Source organism: Enterococcus sp. 12C11_DIV0727, from assembly GCF_002148425.2.
Lineage (GTDB): Bacteria > Bacillota > Bacilli > Lactobacillales > Enterococcaceae > Enterococcus_L > Enterococcus_L lemimoniae.
The window spans coordinates 1,476,312-1,494,759 of the sequence record NZ_CP147248.1 but is presented as its reverse complement, the minus strand read 5'-3'; the positions used below and the strand labels follow the sequence as shown (position 1 = coordinate 1,494,759).

The following is an 18,448-nucleotide window of genomic DNA, read 5'->3' as shown; positions in this document are numbered from 1 at the left end:
ATTTGATGTGATCGAAGCGAAGTGTAGTCCTTTAACTCTAGCATGTTCCATGCGTAGAAGTTAATGAGATTGAAACGAAGTGTAGTGTAGGGATTGCTTCTGCATCTACGGTTCTCGTTTCACTCCGATCCTCGAAGCATGGAGGACCGTTTGCTCCCGCCGTTTATCCGTATTTAGGGTGTGAGACAAAAGTGTTTTTTACTTTTGTCCCACGCCCTTTTTTGTGCAGTTTTCAATGAGTATAGACTTCTGAAATCGACCAGATAAAACCAAATGGATCTTTAATATTTGCCACTTTAAATTTATTTGGCACAATAGTGATTGGCATGTCTAAAGTACAGCCAGCAGCCAATGTTTTTTCAACAAGCTCTTCAACATTATCACAAATCAACTGGATACAAAGTGGTACCCCATGCAATGCCAAAGGTGATTTCCCACCGTTTTCTGGTTGTTCATCGGCTAAAGCAAACAAACTTTCACCAATGCTGAAGCGAGCAGAGTTCCCTTCTTCCGCAAGCACCAATTCAATATTCTTTGCACCGAATATTTTTTCATAAAGTGTCATTGCTGCTTCTGTATCAGGGACAGAAAGATTGATTGATGCTTTTTTGATTGTAACGGCCATTTTTTTCCTCATTTCATTTATTTACAAAAAGCTTATCATAGAAATCAAGAAAGTAACAAATCAATGTTTGAACTGTCATACGATTGTCATCGAATCTTATGAAAACTTATGGTGAGCATTTATAGAATTTTTCGCAAAAATGCAGTATAATACAAATTGGAGGAGTGCTAGCTTAGTACTCCTTTCACTATGAAATAGTTTATGGTGGAGATGAGAGGAGTTACTATGTTTTCAAAATTTAAACCAACTTGGATGGTAGATGCGATTTATAAAATCACACCGAGCCAATTAAAAAATTTAGGGATCAAGGCAGTATTGACTGATTTAGACAATACCTTGATTGCGTGGGATAATCCAGACGGGACTGAAGAACTACTATCATGGATCCTCGAAATGAAAAATGCTGGAATTCCAGTTATCGTTGTATCAAATAATAAATCTAGCCGTATTAAACGAGCAGTTGAAAAATTTGATTTAGAATATGTATCTAGAGCGTTAAAACCGTCAACTAGAGGTTTCAGAGAAGCTGAAAAGAAACTAAATTTAAAGCCAGAAGAATTAGTAATGGTCGGTGATCAAATCATGACTGATATTCGTGGTGCAAATGCTGCTGGGATCAGAAATATTTTAGTTCGTCCGATTGTTGATACGGATGGTTGGAATACGAAAATTAATCGATTTTTTGAACGGAAAATCATGAAACATTTAGCGAAGAAACATCCAGATATGATATGGAAAGGCGGACTAGAATGAGTGATATGGAAGCAATTCACTGTATCGGCTGTGGTGCAGTCATTCAAACGGAACACCCGAATGAATTAGGCTATACGCCAAAAGCTGCATTTGAAAAAGGGATGGAAACAGGGGAAGTTTATTGCCAACGTTGTTTTCGTTTAAGACATTACAATGATATTCAAGATGTTCAATTAACAGACGATGATTTTTTACGTTTGCTAAATGAATTAGGAAAAGAGGATGCATTGATCGTCAATGTAGTGGATATTTTTGATTTTAACGGATCGTTGATTCCAGGACTACATCGTTTTATTGGCGATAATCCTGTTTTGATGGTAGGAAATAAAGTCGATATTTTACCTAAATCATTAAAGAAACCTAAGATGATTCAATGGATGAGAGAACGTGCTCATGAAGAAGGCTTACGCCCAGTTGATGTATTATTGACAAGCGCTAAAAAAACGCAGGAAATGGAGCACTTACTTAAGACGATCGAAAAATATCGTGATGGTAAAGATGTTTATGTGGTCGGGGTAACGAATGTTGGTAAATCAACGCTGATCAATCAAATCATCAAACAGACAGCTGGAGTACAAGATGTCATTACAACATCGCAATTTCCGGGAACGACATTGGATAAAATTGAGATTCCATTAGATGATGGGCATTTCTTGATCGATACACCTGGAATCATTCATCGCCATCAAATGGCGCATTATCTTGGCAAAAAAGACTTAAAAATCATTGCACCGCAAAAAGAGATCAAACCTAAGGTGTACCAACTAAATCCTGAGCAAACATTATTTTTAGGTGGGTTGGCTCGGTTTGATTTTATTCAAGGAGAGCGTAGTTCATTTATTGCCTACGTATCAAATGATTTAGCAATTCACCGAACTAAATTAGTGACAGCTGATGCTTTTTATGAGAAACATGTTGGCGGTTTGTTACGACCGCCACGCCCTGATGAAGTGGCAGAATTTCCTGAGTTGGTTCGGTTTGAATTTTCTATCAAAGAAAAAACAGATATTGTTTTTGCCGGACTAGGCTGGATTACGGTCACAGAACCATGTGTGGTTGCTGGTTGGGCACCAAAAGGCGTCGACGTTTTAAGAAGAAAAGCCTTGATTTAATCATAAGCGAGAATAGAGAGAAGGAAAATTAGTGGATTTAAGAGGAAAACAAAAGCGTTTTTTACGCAGCCAAGCTCACCATTTACAACCGATTTTTCAAATTGGTAAAGGCGGCTTAAACTCTGCGATGGTGGTACAAATCAATGAAGCGTTAGAAAAACGTGAATTGATCAAAGTCACTTTACTACAAAATACTGATGAGATCGCTGAAGATGTGGCAGTGGCATTAAAAGCGGATATTCATTGTGATATCGTTCAAATCATTGGTCGTGTACTAGTATTATTCAAACCATCATCTAACGAAAAATATCAAAAGATCTCTAAAGAAGTTAAAGCAATTTAAAACTTGGAGGTAAGAAAAATGGGGACAAATACGAATGCAGTATTAAAAGCAGAAGTAATTGTGGAAGAAGCAGAGCTTTTTCAAAAGCGTAAACAGGTAGGAATATTAGGTGGAAATTTTAATCCAGTTCATTTGGCTCATTTAGTGATGGCCGACCAAGTACAGCAACAACTTGGGCTTGATAAAGTCTATTTGATGCCTACTTATTTACCACCTCATGTAGATGAAAAAAAGACGATCGATAGTCAACACCGATTAGCAATGCTCGAGCTTGCAATTGCGGATAATCATAATTTAGCAGTTGAGCCGATCGAGTTGTTCCGTAAAGGAAAAAGTTACACATACGACACGATGAAAGCTTTAACACAAAACAATCCAGATACAGATTACTATTTTATCATTGGTGGGGACATGGTAGAATATTTACCAAAGTGGTATAAGATCGATGAGTTATTGACATTAACTAATTTTGTCGGTATCCGCCGTCCTCATTACGGAACGATCACACCTTATCCAATTATGTGGGTGGATGTACCTCAAATGGATATTAGTTCAACTCTTATTCGGGAAAAAATCAAAAATGGTTGTTCTATACGCTACTTACTACCTGATAGTGTGATACACTATATAGAAGAAAAGGAGCTGTATGTAGATGGATTTTAGCGGTAAATACACATCGTTCAAACGAGAAGAATTGATGCAAGAAGTTCAGATGCATATGAGTGAACGCCGTTTTCAACATGTTTTAGGTGTAGAAGAGACTGCTGTAGCTTTAGCGGCTAAGTATGGTGCCTCAGAAGAAAAAGCAAGTATTGCGGCCTTAACGCACGACTACGCTAAAGAACGTCCGAATGAAGAATTTGAAATGATTATTCAGCGAGATGGTTATGATCAGGAGCTGTTAAATTATGGCAATGCCATTTGGCACGGACTCGTTGGTGCAAGTATGGTCCAAAGAGAACTAGGCATCAAGGATGAAGAAATTATAGAAGCAATTCGCTTACATACCACTGGTGCTGCTAAAATGAGTTTGTTAGATAAAATTATATATGTAGCAGATTATATCGAACCAGGTCGTAACTTTCCCGGTGTGAAAGAAGCACGTGAATTGGCTTTAGTTGACTTGGATGAAGCTGTTGCATATGAAACAAAACATACATTACTTCACCTTATCGAACAAGAACAAAAAATCTATCCAAAGACGATTGAAACATATAATTATTGGGTAGTAGGAAAAGCTGAGCAAAGCGTTTAGCTCTTTAGAAATTTAGGAATCTAAACGTGGAATGGTTTTTATTCCATGTGAAGATTATCTAATTTCCTCAAGAGCTGCATTGTAAAGCTGGATCAAGGAAAAGCTGATTGAACTCGTTCAGCAAAGCGGAACGTTATTACCATGCATTATCTAGCTGCGCGGGCTAGCCCTTCGGAAAAAAGATAAAAATTGAATGTGACAAAAAACGTCACAGTCAATTTTTCCTATTTTTCTGTCAGAGCTAAACGAGCCCGCTCCGCTTTTACATTATTTAGCTGCACAAATCAATCCTTAGGAAAATAGACAAATTGTCAGTGAAACAAAGAACGTTTCAATGCCAATCTCCTAATTTCTACAGGATTAACCGATTTGTTCCGCTTTAAAATTAGGAGGAAACCATCATAGATAGTCAACAGATTTTAGAAATCGCTGTAAAAGCAGCTGATTCAAAAAGAGCAGAGGAAATTGTCGCGTTAGATGTACATGAGATTTCACTTTTAGCAGATTACTTTATGATTTGCCAAGCAACAAGTGAACGTCAAATCAATGCCATCGTGGAAGAAATTATTGAAAAAGAAGAAGAAGCACAGGTTGAAGTAAAACGAATTGAAGGAAAAGATGGCGGTAAATGGGTCTTGATTGATTTAGGCGATATTATCGTTCATGTCTTCCAATCAGCAGAACGCGGGTTTTATAACTTAGAAAAACTTTGGTCAGACGCACCAATGGTCGACCTTCACGCTTGGGTCGAATAATATGGCTTATGAAACATTTGCTTTTGTTTATGACGAGGTAATGGATGATAGCCTCTATAATGAATGGCTGGAATTTTCAAAACGTCATTTACCAGATGGAAAAATGGATGTTTTAGAAATGGCCTGTGGGACTGGCGCATTAGCTGTAAATTTTGCCAAAGCAGGTTTTACAGTCACGGCTTTGGATTTATCCGAAGAAATGCTGATGATGGCTAGTAAACGAGCTGCAGAAGAAGACGTTCATGTTCAGTTTGTCCAAGGAAATATGATGGATTTATCTGAAATGGGCCAATATCATGCAATCACTTGTTTTTCTGATTCATTATGTTATATGGCAAACCGTCAAGAAGTCCAACAAGTATTTGATGATGTATATCAAGCTTTAGAGAATGACGGTGTCTTTATTTTTGATGTTCATTCGATTTATCAAGTTGATAAAGTTTTTCCAGAGTACAGTTATCATTATCAAACAGAAGAATTTGCCTTTTTATGGGATAGTTATCCTGGTGAAAAAGAACATAGTATCGAACATTTTCTAACGTTCTTTGTAAAAGAGCATGGGAATGATGAACTGTTTATTCGGCAGGATGAACTGCATCAAGAAAGAACCTATACAATGGAAAATTATTTAATGATGCTGGAAAGTGCTGGTTTTATGAATGTTGAGGTTTATGCTGATTTCGCGGATGTTGCTCCGACTGAAGAAAGCAGACGCTGGTTTTTCGTTTGTAAAAAATAATCCAATAGATGAGTGGTACAAAACTTTTAAAAGTTGCTGCCGCTCATTTTTCTTTTGTTTTCGTAATAAACTAAACATGTTATGATAGAATTCTATTAGAAAAGAGCCGGAAGAAGGAGCAAAAAGATGAGAAGTTGTGGCATTATTGTTGAATATAATCCTTTCCATAATGGACATCAGTATCATGCTGACATGGCCCGGAAACTGAGTGATGCAGATATTGTGATTGCTGTGATGAGTGGGAATTTTCTACAGCGAGGCGAACCGGCAATTATTGATAAATGGACACGTGCCAAAGAAGCGCTCAATCATGGCGTGGATTTAGTGATTGAATTACCATTCGCATATGCTGTACAGTCAGCTGATTATTTTGCAGCAGGTGGAGTAAAGCTATTGCAAGCCTTGCAGTGTGATGCTTTGTGCTTTGGTACGGATAATCAATCAGAGCTGGATTATGAGCTCTTTGGAAATTTTGTACACAGTCATCAAAGGGAAATCAATCAAGCCTACCAAGAAATCAAAAATAATGGCATGAGTTATCCACAGCAAATGACAGAGGTTTTTCGCAAATTTTATCCAAATGATGTATTCGATTTTTCGTCTCCCAATCATATTTTAGGTTTAAGTTATGCCAAAGAGAATGCAACGTATGAAAAGCCAATGACGTTATACCCTTTAAAACGGGAGGCAGCTGGTTATCACGATACTAAAATATATCAACATTTTGCGAGTGCTACAGCCATTAGAAAAGCTATTTTTTCAGACGAATTAGATCAGATCAAGCGAGTGTTACCAACACAAGTGGCGATCGATTTAAATAGTTCACCGACAGTTTCCTGGGAAGAGTATTGGCCATTATTAAAATATAAAATACTTAGCAGTTCTCTGCTAGAACTCCGAGAGATTTATCAGATGAAAGAAGGCATCGAGTATCGTTTGCAAGAAGCTGCAAAAGTATCTGATTCTTTTCAGCAGTTTATGGAGCGAGCTAAGACCAAACGCTACACATGGACACGTTTGCAACGATTGGCGACCTATATTTTAGTCAATGTGAAACAATGTGAAATAGAGAGTGTCAGACAAAATAGTTACATACATGTGCTAGGTTTTACAGAGCAAGGGCAACATTTTTTAAAAGAAAAGAAAAAAAATCTAAGTTTGCCTTTTATCACTAAAATCTCTAAGAATTTGACTACTCAATTAGCTTTAGATATTCGCAGTAATCAACTATATCAGTTAGGGAACGATCGTATTTTAGAGCAGAGCTTTGGTCGTTTTCCAATCGGTGTCACTTAAAAGCAAAAAACACTTAACAAAAGTCCATTTGGCAAGTATAATGATAAGGGCACTATAATCAGAAATATAATACTAATTGAAAGCGAAGTGAGAATATGGGTCGTAAGTGGGCAAATATTAAAGAGAAAAAAGCTGCCAAAGACGCAAATAACAGCCGAGTTTATGCAAAATTCGGAATTGAAATTTACGTAGCAGCGAAATCGGGTGATCCTGACCCTCAAGCAAATCAAAAGTTACGGTTTGTTATCGAGCGCGCAAAAACATATAATGTACCAAAACATATCATTGACCGAGCGATCGAAAAAGCAAAAGGATCTGGCGATGAACAATATTCTGAATTACGTTATGAAGGATTTGGACCAAATGGCTCAATGGTTATCGTTGATGCATTGACCAACAATGTCAATCGTACAGCGTCAGATGTTCGTGCAGCATTTGGGAAAAACGGCGGAAATATGGGTGTCAGCGGAGCTGTTGCTTATATGTTCGATCATACAGGTGTGATTGGTTTTGCAGGTGATGATGCAGATGAAATTCTTGAGTACTTGATGGAAAAAGATATTGACGTTCGTGATGTGACTGAAGAAGATGGTCAAATCATTGTCTATACAGAACCAGAAGATCTACATGCTGTTCAAGAAGCATTAAGAGAAAAAGGCGTTGAAGAATTTTCAGTGGCTGAATTAGAAATGATTGCTCAAAACGATGTAGAATTAGCGGGAGAAGACTTAGAAAAATTTGAACATATGATTGATGTTTTAGAAGAGCTTGATGATGTTCAAAAGGTGTATCATAATGTTGATTTAGATTAGTTTGAGAATCTCGAGCTATAACCTTATAGCAATCTGATTTTGAGATTGCTATAAGGTTATAGCTTATTTTGTATAAACGAGACATTCGCTCATATTTTTTGGAATCGTTTCCCTATTTTTGAAATTGTATGTTACAATTCTAATCAGTATTAAGAAAGCAGGGATAGGATGAAAGCAACGATGAAAGATGTTGCCGCATTAGCTGGAGTGGGAGTTGGAACTGTTTCTAGAGTCATAAATGGAGTAAAAGTAAAAGAAATAACTAGAAAAAAAGTTGAAGCTGCTATCGATGAATTATCTTACGAACCTGATGAATATGCCAGGGCTTTAAAAACAAATCGTAGTAATACGTTAGCATTAATTCTTCCAACAATTTGGCATCCTTTTTTCTCAGAGCTTGCCTACTATATTGAAGAAGAACTAAGTAAACAAGGGTACAAACTTTATTTGTGCAATGCAGATGGTGATCCAGAGAAAGAGTATGAATATATTCAAATGGTTAAGCAAAACAAGGTTGATGGCATTATAGGAATTACGTATTCAGACGTCGATAAGTATGTTTCGTCTAATTTGCCGTTTGTAAGTATAGATCGACATTTTTCAGAAGACGTGACTTACGTGACATCAGACAATTTTGGCGGGGGAACATTAGCCGCAAAAGAATTAGTCATGCGAGGGTGTAAGACGGTAGCTTACATAGGTGGTTTCTCGCCATTTCCAAATGAAACCGTTAATCGGCGGGAAGGTTTTTTATCATATTGCAGAGACAAAAAAGTGCCGTTTAAAATACTGGATATGCCAGAACCAATTACGGATTTACACAATCAAATTTTACGATTTATCAAGGAAAATGATACGATTGACGGTATTTTTACAGTAAATGATTTTATGGGATTAACTGTTTTGGAAACATTAAAAACAATCGGTAAAACAGCCCCTCAAGATTTTCAGTTAATAGGATTTGATGGGGTGAGAATGGCTCATGAAAGAAAATATACACTTTCAACAATCGCTCAATCTGTTCCATTGATGGCAGCTACAGCAGTTGATGCTATTTTGAATAAAATAAAAGGAATAGAAGTTCCAAAGAGAATTATTTTGCCTGTGAATTTTGTTTCGAATAATACAACGATTGAACTGCGATAATCGAATTTTTTTATAAGTATTTTTAGGTGTTTAGGATGGAACTTTGTTGTTCATTCTAGACACTGTTGTTTTTTTCGTAGAATTAAAAGTCGAATGACTAGTTAAAATCTAGTTGACAGAAAACGGTTTCAATGATATTCTTTTTTTATTAATTAATGAAACGTTTCCAAAATTTGCTTTCCGATTAAAATGGAAACGTTTCAGATTTGGAGGATTAGATGAATGAGGAAAGATTTTTATAAGATACTAGCAGTAGTCAGCGTCGTTTTATTTATTTTTTCTGGATGTGGAAACGTTTCCGAAAAATCAAACAAGCAAATTAACAATAAAGGGGACATAAAAATTTGGGTTCAATTCTCAGATGAAACACCTGAAGGGAAAGCTTGGCAGAAAATTGTCGATAATTTTAATAAAGAATATCAAGGTAAATATAAAGCGATTACTGAATATATTCCAAGAAGCGGTAGTGGTGGTGGCTATGAAGATAAGGTGAATGCTGCAATCACAACGAATAGTTTGCCTGATGTTCTCACACTTGATGGCCCAAATACTGCAGCATATGCCAATGCTGATGTAATTGAACCATTAGATGATTATTTAGAGGATGCAAATATGGAGGATGTACTTGATAGTATCATTCAACAAGGAACTTATAATAAGAAATTCTACGCTTTTGGTTTTTCTGAATCTAGTGTTGGTATTTATTACAACAGACAATTATTTAAAAAGGCTGGTATCAAGGAGGATGCATTACCAACATTGGATAAGCCTTGGACTTGGAATGAGTTTAAAGTGGTTTGTCAAAAATTAGTGGATGAATATAAGTTACCAGCAATCAATATTCAATTAGCGTCTAAAGACGAAATGCTGACGTATGCTTACACACCGTTTATCTGGTCAAATGGAGGAGACGTTGTAAATCAAGCTGGAACAAAAGCATTAGGCTATTTTAATGATCCAAAAAGTGCAGAAGCACTTCAATTTATTCAAGATTTAGTGAAAAAAGGATATACAACGAATACTCCAATTGAAAAAGGGTTTGAAACAGGAAAATATCCAATGCTTCTAAGTGGCTCATGGACGATTGCTGATTTAAATGAAAATTACAAAGATCTGGAATATGGCATATTACCCTATCCTGTATCAGATAAAACGAAAAAATTAGTTTCACCAACAGGTAGTTGGCAAGTAGCAATGTCTTCCAAAACAAATGAAAAAGAAGCATCAGCTACATTTATAAAATATGTCACCAATACAGAGTCAAGTAAAATTATGAGTTTAGGCAATAGCGTTTTACCTATTAGAAAGTCAACGATCGAATTGATCAAAAACGATGTGTCTGAGGAAATGCGTTTTCTAATGGAACAAAACCAAAAATCAGGTCATGCGCGACCCGTTGTAGTAGCCTATCCACAAGTTTCTCGGGCATTTCAGCAATCAATTCAAGATGCGAGTTATTACAAAGAAAATCCTGATGTACAAAAAATAGTAGATGTGCATGCGGAAGAAATGCAGCAAGTCATTGACAGGATGTTGAAGTAAAAAGGAGGAAACAAGATGAATCGGAAACCGACAGTTAAAGAAAATTTAGTAGGGTATAGTTTTTTAGCACCAGCTCTTATTTTATTGACGATTTTTCTTTTGATTCCAGTAGGAATGGTTGTCTACTATGCGTTTACAGACTATTATTTACTGACGCCAGACAATCGTCAATTCATTGGGGTAGACAACTTTAAACAATTATTTAACGATCCCATTTTTATCAAGAGTATGGTTAATACGGCTAAGTTTGTTGTTTGGATCATTCCAGTCCAATTGGGAGCAGCATTAGGAATGGCCTTGATCATCAATAAAAAAAGAAAAGGGAATTTATTGTTTAAAGTAGCATTTTTTGCCCCAGTTGTCATGTCTTTGGTAGTTATCTCTATCTTATGGCTGTATTTATTAAATCCAAATGAAGGGCTAATCAATTCATTATTAATGAAAATAGGAATTTCTGCTCAACCCTTTTTAACAAGTCCTAAACAGGCGATGTACACGATCGTTTTTGTCTCTGCTTGGCAAGGAGCTGGTTATCAAATGTTACTATTTTTAGGCGGTATGCAGAATATCCCACAAGATGTCTATGAAGCCGCCGAAATGGATGGCTTCACAAAATTTCAACAATTTTGTTATATTACACTGCCTTTATTAAAGCCAACAGCTATCTTTGTCTTATTAACAACGCTTATCTCAGCCTTTAAGCTGATCGTTCAACCAATGGTTATGACCCAAGGTGGACCAATGAATTCTACCATGACGATGGTCTATTATATTTATCAGACAGGCTTCACCGACCGAATGGTAGGTTACTCTAGTTCAATAGCGTTGATTTTTACAACCATGATTGGTTTGATTACGATCGGTCAAAGAAGGTTAATTAAGGAGGATAAAGACAAATGAAAAAAAAGATGGGACCACTGATGTTTTTTGAATATGTTCTATTATTTATTTTAGCGGCAATGTTTATTTTTCCAATGCTTTGGATGATCGTTTCTGCTATGAAATCAAACGCAGAAGTTTATACAAACCTTTCTTCTTTTAAAGCTTTTTTACCTAGTCTAAATCCTACAAACTGGTTTAAAACCTATCAAGAAGTCATTGAACGATTCAGTATTTGGACGTATTTGCTAAATAGTATTTTTTACGGCATCACTTTTGCAGCAGGATCTATTATTGTTAATTCATTAGCAGGTTTTGCTTTTGCTAAAATCAATTTTACAGGAAAAAAAATAATTTTCGGATTCTTGTTAGCACTTTTGATCATTCCAATGGAGACTGTATTGATTCCTCAGTTTACAATTGTAAATGCATTAGGATTAGTTAATAGTCGTATTGCAGTGATTTTACCAGCGATGGCTAGTGCATTTAATATCTATTTATTTAGAAATTTTTTTATAGCTATACCAGAAGAAATCATCGAATCAGCTAAAATAGATGGTGCAAATATTGTTAAAATATTTTTTTCAATCATGTTGCCGATGTCTAAACCAGCAGTAGCGACCGTTGGGGTTTTATCTTTTATTGGGAGCTGGAATGATTATATTTGGCCATTAATGGTATTGACAGATAAAAGTAAGTTTTCCATGCAAGTCGCTATTACAACGATTAACACGACACAACCTGTTTATATTAATCAAGTCATGGCAGTTTTAACAATTTCAACGATTCCTTTAATCATTATTTATATTGTCGCTCAAAAATATATCCTTCAAGGATTGGGCGGTTCTGGAACAGGAATCAAATAGGAGAGATATGATGAGAGAAAAAATAGAACGAGCAAATCAATTTATTAAAGAAAATAAAGGAATGATTAATAACGTTTATCGCCAAAGCTATCATTTGATGGCTCCTGTAGGTTGGATTAATGATCCAAATGGATTTGTCTATTACAAAGGTGAATATCATTTGTTTTACCAATATTATCCATATGATAGTGTTTGGGGGCCAATGCACTGGGGACATGCTAAGTCAAAAGATTTAATCCACTGGGAAGATCTCCCTGTAGCGCTAGCACCTAGTGAAGAATATGATTTAGATGGATGTTTTTCAGGAAGTGCAATTGAAAAAGACGGAAAACTATATTTGATGTACACAGGTCATTATGAACGAGAAGGTATCAAAAGAGAAGTTCAGTGTATTGCAGTTTCAGAAGATGGTGTTCATTTTGAAAAAATTCCTGGAAATCCTGTAATTTCAGATCAACATATTAAGGGCATTGCGCAAATTGAAGATTTTCGTGATCCTAAAATAATCGAACATCGGGGGATGTATTACAGTGTAGTTGCCTCAAAGACAGCTGAACAACGAGGACAAATTTTATTATTTCAGTCAGATGATTTATTTAATTGGCGGTTTACTTCTATACTACTAAAAGGAAAAAAAGAACAAGGAGTCATGTGGGAATGTCCTGATTTATTTCATCTAGACGGAAAAGATGTTTTATTGATTTCCCCTATTGAAATGGAAAAGAAAGATAATTCTTATGAAAATATCAACTCTACTGTAGCTTTTATAGGTGAAGTGGATTGGTTAACAGGTCGGTTTAATGTAGAAAATTTTCATGAAATTGATTTTGGTTTGGATTTTTATGCGCCTCAAACATGTATAGATAAGCAGGGACGGCGGATTATGGTTGCTTGGATGCAGATGTGGGGACGAAATATGCCAACGAATGATTTGGGGCATTTTTGGGCAGGTGCGATGACCTTACCACGTGAACTCCATGTGGAAAAGCAACGATTAATCCAACAACCTATTAACACAATTTATACATTCATCACTGATAAAAAAAGTATAATAGAAGAAAAACTAGATAATTCGTCTATTGTAATAGAAAATAATGGAACCAAGCAATTCTATATTGAATTTAGTGGAAACCTGACACTAACTAAAAAACTTAGAATGAAAATTATTAGATCGAATGATTCTGCTATTGAATTAATCTATGAGCCAGTTACTGAACATCTATCTATTAGTCGTGATAGCTTTGGTTTCTCTATTACGGGTGCTGAAACAGACAAATTAACAAAGCGAACGGCTAGTGTTCCTTTAATAGACAATAGACTAGTTTTAGAGATATTTAGAGATACATCATCAATAGAAATATTTGCAAAAGGCGTTGCTGTAATGTCAATGAATTTTTATGAAAAAGGGCAAAGTGAACCCGCGACTTTATCTGTAGTTGGAATGCTTGAACAAGTTGAAATAAATTATGGATTAATCAAAGTATAATATTAAAGAAGCCTTTACCATTGCTAGAAGATAGCAACGGTAAAGGCTTCTAGTTTGACGATTTATTTGGATTATCAGGATAAATAAACCTTGATTTTAAATAATTTTCTTGCACTTTTTTCTAATTTGTTGGAAAAGTAACAAAGAGATGAGTTACCAGTTATAGAGTTGAGACTTAAGGATTATTTGATATATTTATATGGCGCATTTCAATTTATTTGAAACAAAATAAACCCTTCATACACACACTATATGAAGGGAAACACAATATGAAAAAACTAAGAACAAGATTATAGTAGCATTTTTGTTTTAAATTCTCAAATATTTAGCATTTTAATTAAATTTTTGAGAATAACGGACATTAAAATGATAAATAGTTATCATTTGTAGCTAAATCAATGAATAAACGGTTTTTTCAAAATTTTTATTTAGAATACCAAGTAAGCGATTACAGATATTTCACTTTATTTTGGCAGCAGTATAAAATCAACATAAGGATATAAACTATTTGTTTTTTTTACATATAATAATTTTGAATTTATATTTTTTTATTATTTAGCACTATTGAATGATCATTAGTTAAGGGGGGATATCTGAGTGAAACGTAAATGGTTATTTCTACTATTATTGGGATTGATGGTTAGTGTACTACAAATTGATGTGCACCAAAGTTTTGCGGAAGATGAAATATTAAATGAGGAATCTGGAAATGAAATGCCAGAGGAACAACCAGAGATAATGCAAGATATTCAAGAACGATTGGTTGAAGTTGGATCAGGTGCACTTAGTGGAACATATTCAACTGGGGCGACGGGGCAAACGATCATTACGATGACCTATACATATACACCTACGTTAGATTTATCATTAGGTGGTCAACCGATGATCGTGATGCAATTACCACCAGAAATTGCGAAACAAATTAACGGGAGTACGGCAAAACAGCAAAGTTTTTTATCAGTGTTAACGGGAACAGTGACTCTTCCTGCTGCATTAGTCGGAAGTGTTTCTTATAATATTCATGATACGACACGTAATTTTACATTAGCTTATAGTAGTACTTATAATTCAGTGTATGTAACTTTTCCTACTAATGTTGTAAGTTTATTGGGACTTAGTCGCTGGGCAGTTAGTTTCAGTTTTGACGTCGCACTATTATATCAAAATGGCATTACGATTCCCCAGCAAGTAATGGTGTGAATTATCCTATCAAAGGAACATTTGGCTCCTCAACAGATGGTTTAAATATTATCAATTTGGTTTTAAACAATGTCTCAAAGTCAGGTGTGATTGCTTTACCTTCTATGTCGGTCGTAACAGGCGTACCGATTGTGACAGCACCTGTTTTAAATAGTCCGCTTTTAAATCTACAGACAGCTGTGGGCGGTAAAATTCAACAAGTACAAAATAGTAATTACACTTACACAGTTCAACTGACGATCACCCGCTCTGATGGAACTTCGGCACCTATAGTTGTTAGTAATATACCTGTTGATGCTTCGGGAAATTTTAGCACAACATTAGCCTCTGCTTTGCAATTTGGGGATAGTGTTTCAGCGCTCGTTAATGCACAATCAAAAACAAACAGTAATTATATTCAAAGTCCCTCTGCAGCTCCATTAGCCGTTAGTTGGCCAATCCAACCAGTAACCGCAGTTTCTGCAACAGCAGGAAACGATCCAACTCTCAGGCAATGCGGTACAAACAACTGCAGGTACTTATCAATTAGCCTTACAGATAAACGCTAGGACAGCCTATACAACACCATTAAATGCAAATGGCAGTTTTCAGTTTTCTAATTTGCCGATGTTTAATGGTGGTGAAATAGTTAGCCTATCTGTCCAAGGCTTAAGTAACCGGACAGGTTTAGTTTTAGTTACGAGTACAAGCTATAATCAAACTGTTCCCTATTTAGCACCAGCTATCTCAGTTGTTCAAACGATTGAAAGGTTGGATGCGCAAGGGAACTGGGAAGCGGCACCATCTGCCGTGACTGGACAAACGGTTCGCTATACATAGACAACGACCTTGACTAATCAACCGGCAACTTGAGCCAACAGATGTTAAAGGCCTATATTCCAAATGGGATTACACAATTAGGTCCAGTTTCTTTAACCCGAATCTCAAGCACAGGGGTTCAAACACCAGTATTAGGTACACAACTTTTAACGGATTCTAATTTGAATATGCAGTATTGGTACTAACAGAATTCTCTGGCTATCAATAATTTCACTCAGCCAAATACTAGCTTTAAGCTACAGTATACTGGTGTTGTTGCCCAGAATATGACAGGACAATCGTTGCCTTTTTCTAGTGTTGTTGGTGGAGCTGATGGTGGAGGCATCGCCATCACACCGCAAAACAATGCGAGTTCGGTTCCGATAGGGGATGGAACATTACGATTTGTCCAGTCCCCAAATCAAATTTCGTTTAAGAGTATACCTGTTCCAAGCAAAACAACAACGTATAGTCCAAGTATAGTAGACACTTCTTTGATTGTGGCTGATAGCCGTGTTGCTAAAAGTCAGTGGCACCTATACGTTAGGGAAAACCAGCCAATGAAATCTACTACTACAAATAAAACGATCAATCAAGCTTTTGTCTATCGGAAAAATGGACAAGATTCTACGATAACGGCAATCGCTTCAGAAGCGTACGCATACACTTCTCCTAATAATAACAATGTAGTCATTTCTTGGAATCAGCAAAATGGGGTCTTTTTGAATCTTACTCCTAGTATAAATATCAATGTCAATGAATCATATACAGCCCAACTTCAGTGGATTTTATCCGATGCTCCTTTATAATTTGTGTTTGGCTTCTTAAAAAATAAGAAGTTAAAATAAATAAAAAAAGAAAGAAGGAAGTAAAAATGAAAAAGATTCTAGGTTCTTTATCTACGGTTGCTGTACTTATTTCATTTGGTTTTGTTGGTGGTACAGTTGGTGAAGCGGTTGCTGTGGGTTCTCTAACATCCAATGCAGATATTAGTTTTTCTCAAGATACAACGATTACACCACCGATTAATCCGACAGATCCAACGTCTCCTGTGACACCTAATCCAACTGATCCTCATCAACCCGGAATTGGTGGACCATTAAGTTTGGACTATGTGTCTAATTTTCACTTTGGTACGGAAGTTATCCAAACGGCTGATGCGACTTACTATGCACAACTAGATCAAGTTCAAAATTCACTTTCTACATTGATCAGTGTTCCAAACTATGCTTAAGTAACAGATAAACGAGGCCTAAATCTTGTTTGGAAATTGACTGTAAAACAAAATGGTCAGTTTCAAACAGCAGATACAACGCCTGCTGTATTAACGAATGCTCAAATGAGTATGGTAGCGGCAACACCAAATTCTACTGAATTGATTGCGTTAGCTTATTTAACGGTACCTGTAGCATTAGATCCAACAGGGGCGTCATCTTCTCCAGTTGCTACTGCGGCACTTTCGACCGGTATGGGAACATGGACACTTGCATTTGGTTCAGGAGCTGGAGCAGCCCAAGGGGTTAAATTGACTGTTCCTAATGCCACTACAAAACTTGCGAATGATCAATACAAAACAACACTTACTTGGACCTTGAACGATAGTCATTTATAAAAGTGAAATAGAAAAATGAACTGATTTTACAAAGCGATTGTGATTGAGTTAAAAATGTCTGTCTAACATTTAAGCGGATACGAAGAGCCTGAAACATACCTTTTTTTCAAGCTTAAGTATCACCATAAGCATTTAAAAAAGGAGTTTTGATCATGGATAAGAGGCTGTTTCAACGAATGTTTGCCATTCTTTTTCTATTATTGTCTATGAGTATAGTATGGGCGTTACGAGTCAAGCTAGTGAGATCAATTTTAATGTGAAAGGGATCTTGCCTGAAAATCAACACAGTAAGGAAATCAGTTGTTTTGATTTAAGAGTAGTGCCAGGTGAAACGCAAACGCTTAGTGTAGAGCTAACCAATGATACAGAAGAAGACGTTACAGTTTATGCATCAGCAAATTTAGCGATTACAAATGATAATGGAATCGTTGATTATTCTTATAATGATGCTAAAAAAGATTCGTCTGCAGTGTTCACATTTAGTGAAATCGCAAAAATGCCTAAAGAAATTATTTTACCGAAGAAATCAACGAAAATAGTTGAAGATGTTGTCGAGATTCCTAAAGAGTCTTTTGATGGATATGTTTTAGGTGGTCTTTATTTTGAGCAAAAAGAAGATAAGGAAGAAAAAAGTCAAGGAGCATTAGCTGTAGGCAATCGTTTTTCTTATGTCGTTGGTGTATTAATGAGTGAGACAGATCAAGAAATCAAACCAGAATTAGCATTGAATGATGTCAAGGCGACACAGATGACTGGTAATAATGCAGTGATTATGAATATTCAAAACAAAAAACCAGCAATGATCAAAAAGTTGCAGCTAGATGTAAAGCTTTATTATGAAAATGAAACGAAGCCTAGGTATGAAAACCGTCAAGAATCCTTAACGATGGCACCAAATACAAATTTCAATTATAAAATCGATTTAAAGGAGCAACCTTTTGTTGCCGGCAACTATACGGTTAAGATCAAAGCAAATGATGGGTATAAAGACTGGAGTTGGGAAAGAAAATTTGAAATAAAATAAAAAGAGGCCAAAAAATATAATGCGACAGCATTCAACTTACCGCTAGATCAACGACATTCATTTCCTTGGATAGTGGTTATTAGTATAGGGGCAGGCATATTAATTGTGATATTAGGCATTATTTACTACTTTGATCGAAAAATGAAAAAAGAACAGCAAAAGTATGAAAAACTAAAAAATAGCCTAGATAAACCAGAAAAATAAA

The 18,448-nt window shown here is 35.9% G+C and carries 21 protein-coding genes and 1 pseudogene; 21 read left to right on the top strand and 1 reads right to left on the bottom strand.

Going from position 1 to position 18,448, the window contains the following annotated elements:
• Positions 1 to 232: 232 nt before the first annotated feature.
• The gene (locus A5866_RS07200; protein ID WP_176332532.1) at positions 233 to 625 is read right to left on the bottom strand and encodes a VOC family protein; all 393 of its coding nucleotides are present in this window, start codon (positions 623 to 625) and stop codon (positions 233 to 235) included.
• Between the two features lie 225 nt (positions 626 to 850).
• On the opposite strand from A5866_RS07200, the gene A5866_RS07195 reads away from it, so the two are divergent.
• From A5866_RS07195 to A5866_RS07095, 21 genes and pseudogenes are all read left to right on the top strand, one after another.
• Positions 851 to 1,378: a YqeG family HAD IIIA-type phosphatase gene (locus tag A5866_RS07195; RefSeq protein WP_086278669.1), complete on the top strand. Its 528-nt coding sequence runs from the start codon at positions 851 to 853 to the stop codon at positions 1,376 to 1,378.
• Complete coding sequence (gene yqeH, locus A5866_RS07190) at positions 1,375 to 2,490, top strand: ribosome biogenesis GTPase YqeH (protein ID WP_086443953.1); 1,116 nt, start codon at positions 1,375 to 1,377, stop codon at positions 2,488 to 2,490. Before A5866_RS07195 ends, yqeH begins: the two co-directional genes overlap by 4 nt.
• Before the next feature lie 31 nt (positions 2,491 to 2,521).
• A complete protein-coding gene (gene yhbY / locus A5866_RS07185) occupies positions 2,522 to 2,833 on the top strand; it encodes a ribosome assembly RNA-binding protein YhbY (RefSeq protein ID WP_086278671.1) in 312 nt (103 codons plus the stop codon).
• 18 nt (positions 2,834 to 2,851) lie between these two features.
• Complete coding sequence (locus A5866_RS07180) at positions 2,852 to 3,496, top strand: nicotinate-nucleotide adenylyltransferase (RefSeq protein ID WP_086278672.1); 645 nt, start codon at positions 2,852 to 2,854, stop codon at positions 3,494 to 3,496.
• A complete protein-coding gene (gene yqeK / locus A5866_RS07175) occupies positions 3,486 to 4,088 on the top strand; it encodes a bis(5'-nucleosyl)-tetraphosphatase (symmetrical) YqeK (RefSeq protein ID WP_086443954.1) in 603 nt (200 codons plus the stop codon). The genes A5866_RS07180 and yqeK overlap by 11 nt, the downstream gene beginning before the upstream one ends.
• Before the next feature lie 416 nt (positions 4,089 to 4,504).
• The gene (rsfS, locus tag A5866_RS07170) at positions 4,505 to 4,843 is read left to right on the top strand and encodes a ribosome silencing factor (RefSeq protein ID WP_034701966.1); all 339 of its coding nucleotides are present in this window, start codon (positions 4,505 to 4,507) and stop codon (positions 4,841 to 4,843) included.
• A 1-nt stretch (position 4,844) separates the two neighbouring features.
• Positions 4,845 to 5,582, top strand: a complete 738-nt coding sequence (locus A5866_RS07165; RefSeq protein ID WP_086443955.1) for a class I SAM-dependent DNA methyltransferase — start codon at positions 4,845 to 4,847, stop codon at positions 5,580 to 5,582.
• A gap of 126 nt (positions 5,583 to 5,708) precedes the next feature.
• Positions 5,709 to 6,878, top strand: a complete 1,170-nt coding sequence (locus A5866_RS07160) for a nucleotidyltransferase (protein ID WP_086443956.1) — start codon at positions 5,709 to 5,711, stop codon at positions 6,876 to 6,878.
• 95 nt (positions 6,879 to 6,973) lie between these two features.
• Positions 6,974 to 7,690 carry a YebC/PmpR family DNA-binding transcriptional regulator gene (locus A5866_RS07155; RefSeq protein WP_086278676.1) on the top strand — a complete coding sequence of 239 codons (717 nt, stop codon included), beginning with the start codon at positions 6,974 to 6,976 and terminating at the stop codon, positions 7,688 to 7,690.
• Between the two features lie 168 nt (positions 7,691 to 7,858).
• Entirely contained in the window at positions 7,859 to 8,836 is a 978-nt protein-coding gene (locus A5866_RS07150; RefSeq protein ID WP_086278677.1) for a LacI family DNA-binding transcriptional regulator, read from the top strand.
• A 222-nt stretch (positions 8,837 to 9,058) separates the two neighbouring features.
• Positions 9,059 to 10,378: an ABC transporter substrate-binding protein gene (locus A5866_RS07145; RefSeq protein WP_086443957.1), complete on the top strand. Its 1,320-nt coding sequence runs from the start codon at positions 9,059 to 9,061 to the stop codon at positions 10,376 to 10,378.
• Between the two features lie 15 nt (positions 10,379 to 10,393).
• Positions 10,394 to 11,278: a carbohydrate ABC transporter permease gene (locus tag A5866_RS07140; RefSeq protein WP_086443958.1), complete on the top strand. Its 885-nt coding sequence runs from the start codon at positions 10,394 to 10,396 to the stop codon at positions 11,276 to 11,278.
• Positions 11,275 to 12,123: a carbohydrate ABC transporter permease gene (locus tag A5866_RS07135; protein WP_086443959.1), complete on the top strand. Its 849-nt coding sequence runs from the start codon at positions 11,275 to 11,277 to the stop codon at positions 12,121 to 12,123. The genes A5866_RS07140 and A5866_RS07135 overlap by 4 nt, the downstream gene beginning before the upstream one ends.
• Positions 12,124 to 12,133: 10 nt before the next feature.
• Positions 12,134 to 13,609 (top strand): glycoside hydrolase family 32 protein, encoded by a 1,476-nt coding sequence (locus tag A5866_RS07130; RefSeq protein WP_217871533.1) that lies wholly within the window; start codon positions 12,134 to 12,136, stop codon positions 13,607 to 13,609.
• Between the two features lie 597 nt (positions 13,610 to 14,206).
• The gene (locus A5866_RS07125) at positions 14,207 to 14,809 is read left to right on the top strand and encodes a hypothetical protein (protein ID WP_254907519.1); all 603 of its coding nucleotides are present in this window, start codon (positions 14,207 to 14,209) and stop codon (positions 14,807 to 14,809) included.
• Positions 14,806 to 15,357, top strand: coding sequence for a hypothetical protein (locus A5866_RS07120; RefSeq protein WP_254907520.1), 552 nt, complete (start codon positions 14,806 to 14,808; stop codon positions 15,355 to 15,357). Before A5866_RS07125 ends, A5866_RS07120 begins: the two co-directional genes overlap by 4 nt.
• A 52-nt stretch (positions 15,358 to 15,409) precedes the next feature.
• Positions 15,410 to 15,628, top strand: a complete 219-nt coding sequence (locus A5866_RS07115) for a hypothetical protein (protein ID WP_254907521.1) — start codon at positions 15,410 to 15,412, stop codon at positions 15,626 to 15,628.
• A gap of 41 nt (positions 15,629 to 15,669) precedes the next feature.
• A complete protein-coding gene (locus A5866_RS07110) occupies positions 15,670 to 15,813 on the top strand; it encodes a hypothetical protein (protein ID WP_254907522.1) in 144 nt (47 codons plus the stop codon).
• A gap of 81 nt (positions 15,814 to 15,894) precedes the next feature.
• Positions 15,895 to 16,416: a hypothetical protein gene (locus A5866_RS07105; RefSeq protein WP_254907523.1), complete on the top strand. Its 522-nt coding sequence runs from the start codon at positions 15,895 to 15,897 to the stop codon at positions 16,414 to 16,416.
• Positions 16,417 to 16,481: 65 nt separating this feature from the next.
• Positions 16,482 to 17,219: pseudogene (locus A5866_RS07100) on the top strand (WxL domain-containing protein).
• A 217-nt stretch (positions 17,220 to 17,436) separates the two neighbouring features.
• Positions 17,437 to 18,243 carry a DUF916 and DUF3324 domain-containing protein gene (locus A5866_RS07095; RefSeq protein WP_254907524.1) on the top strand — a complete coding sequence of 269 codons (807 nt, stop codon included), beginning with the start codon at positions 17,437 to 17,439 and terminating at the stop codon, positions 18,241 to 18,243.
• Positions 18,244 to 18,448 lie beyond the last annotated feature (205 nt).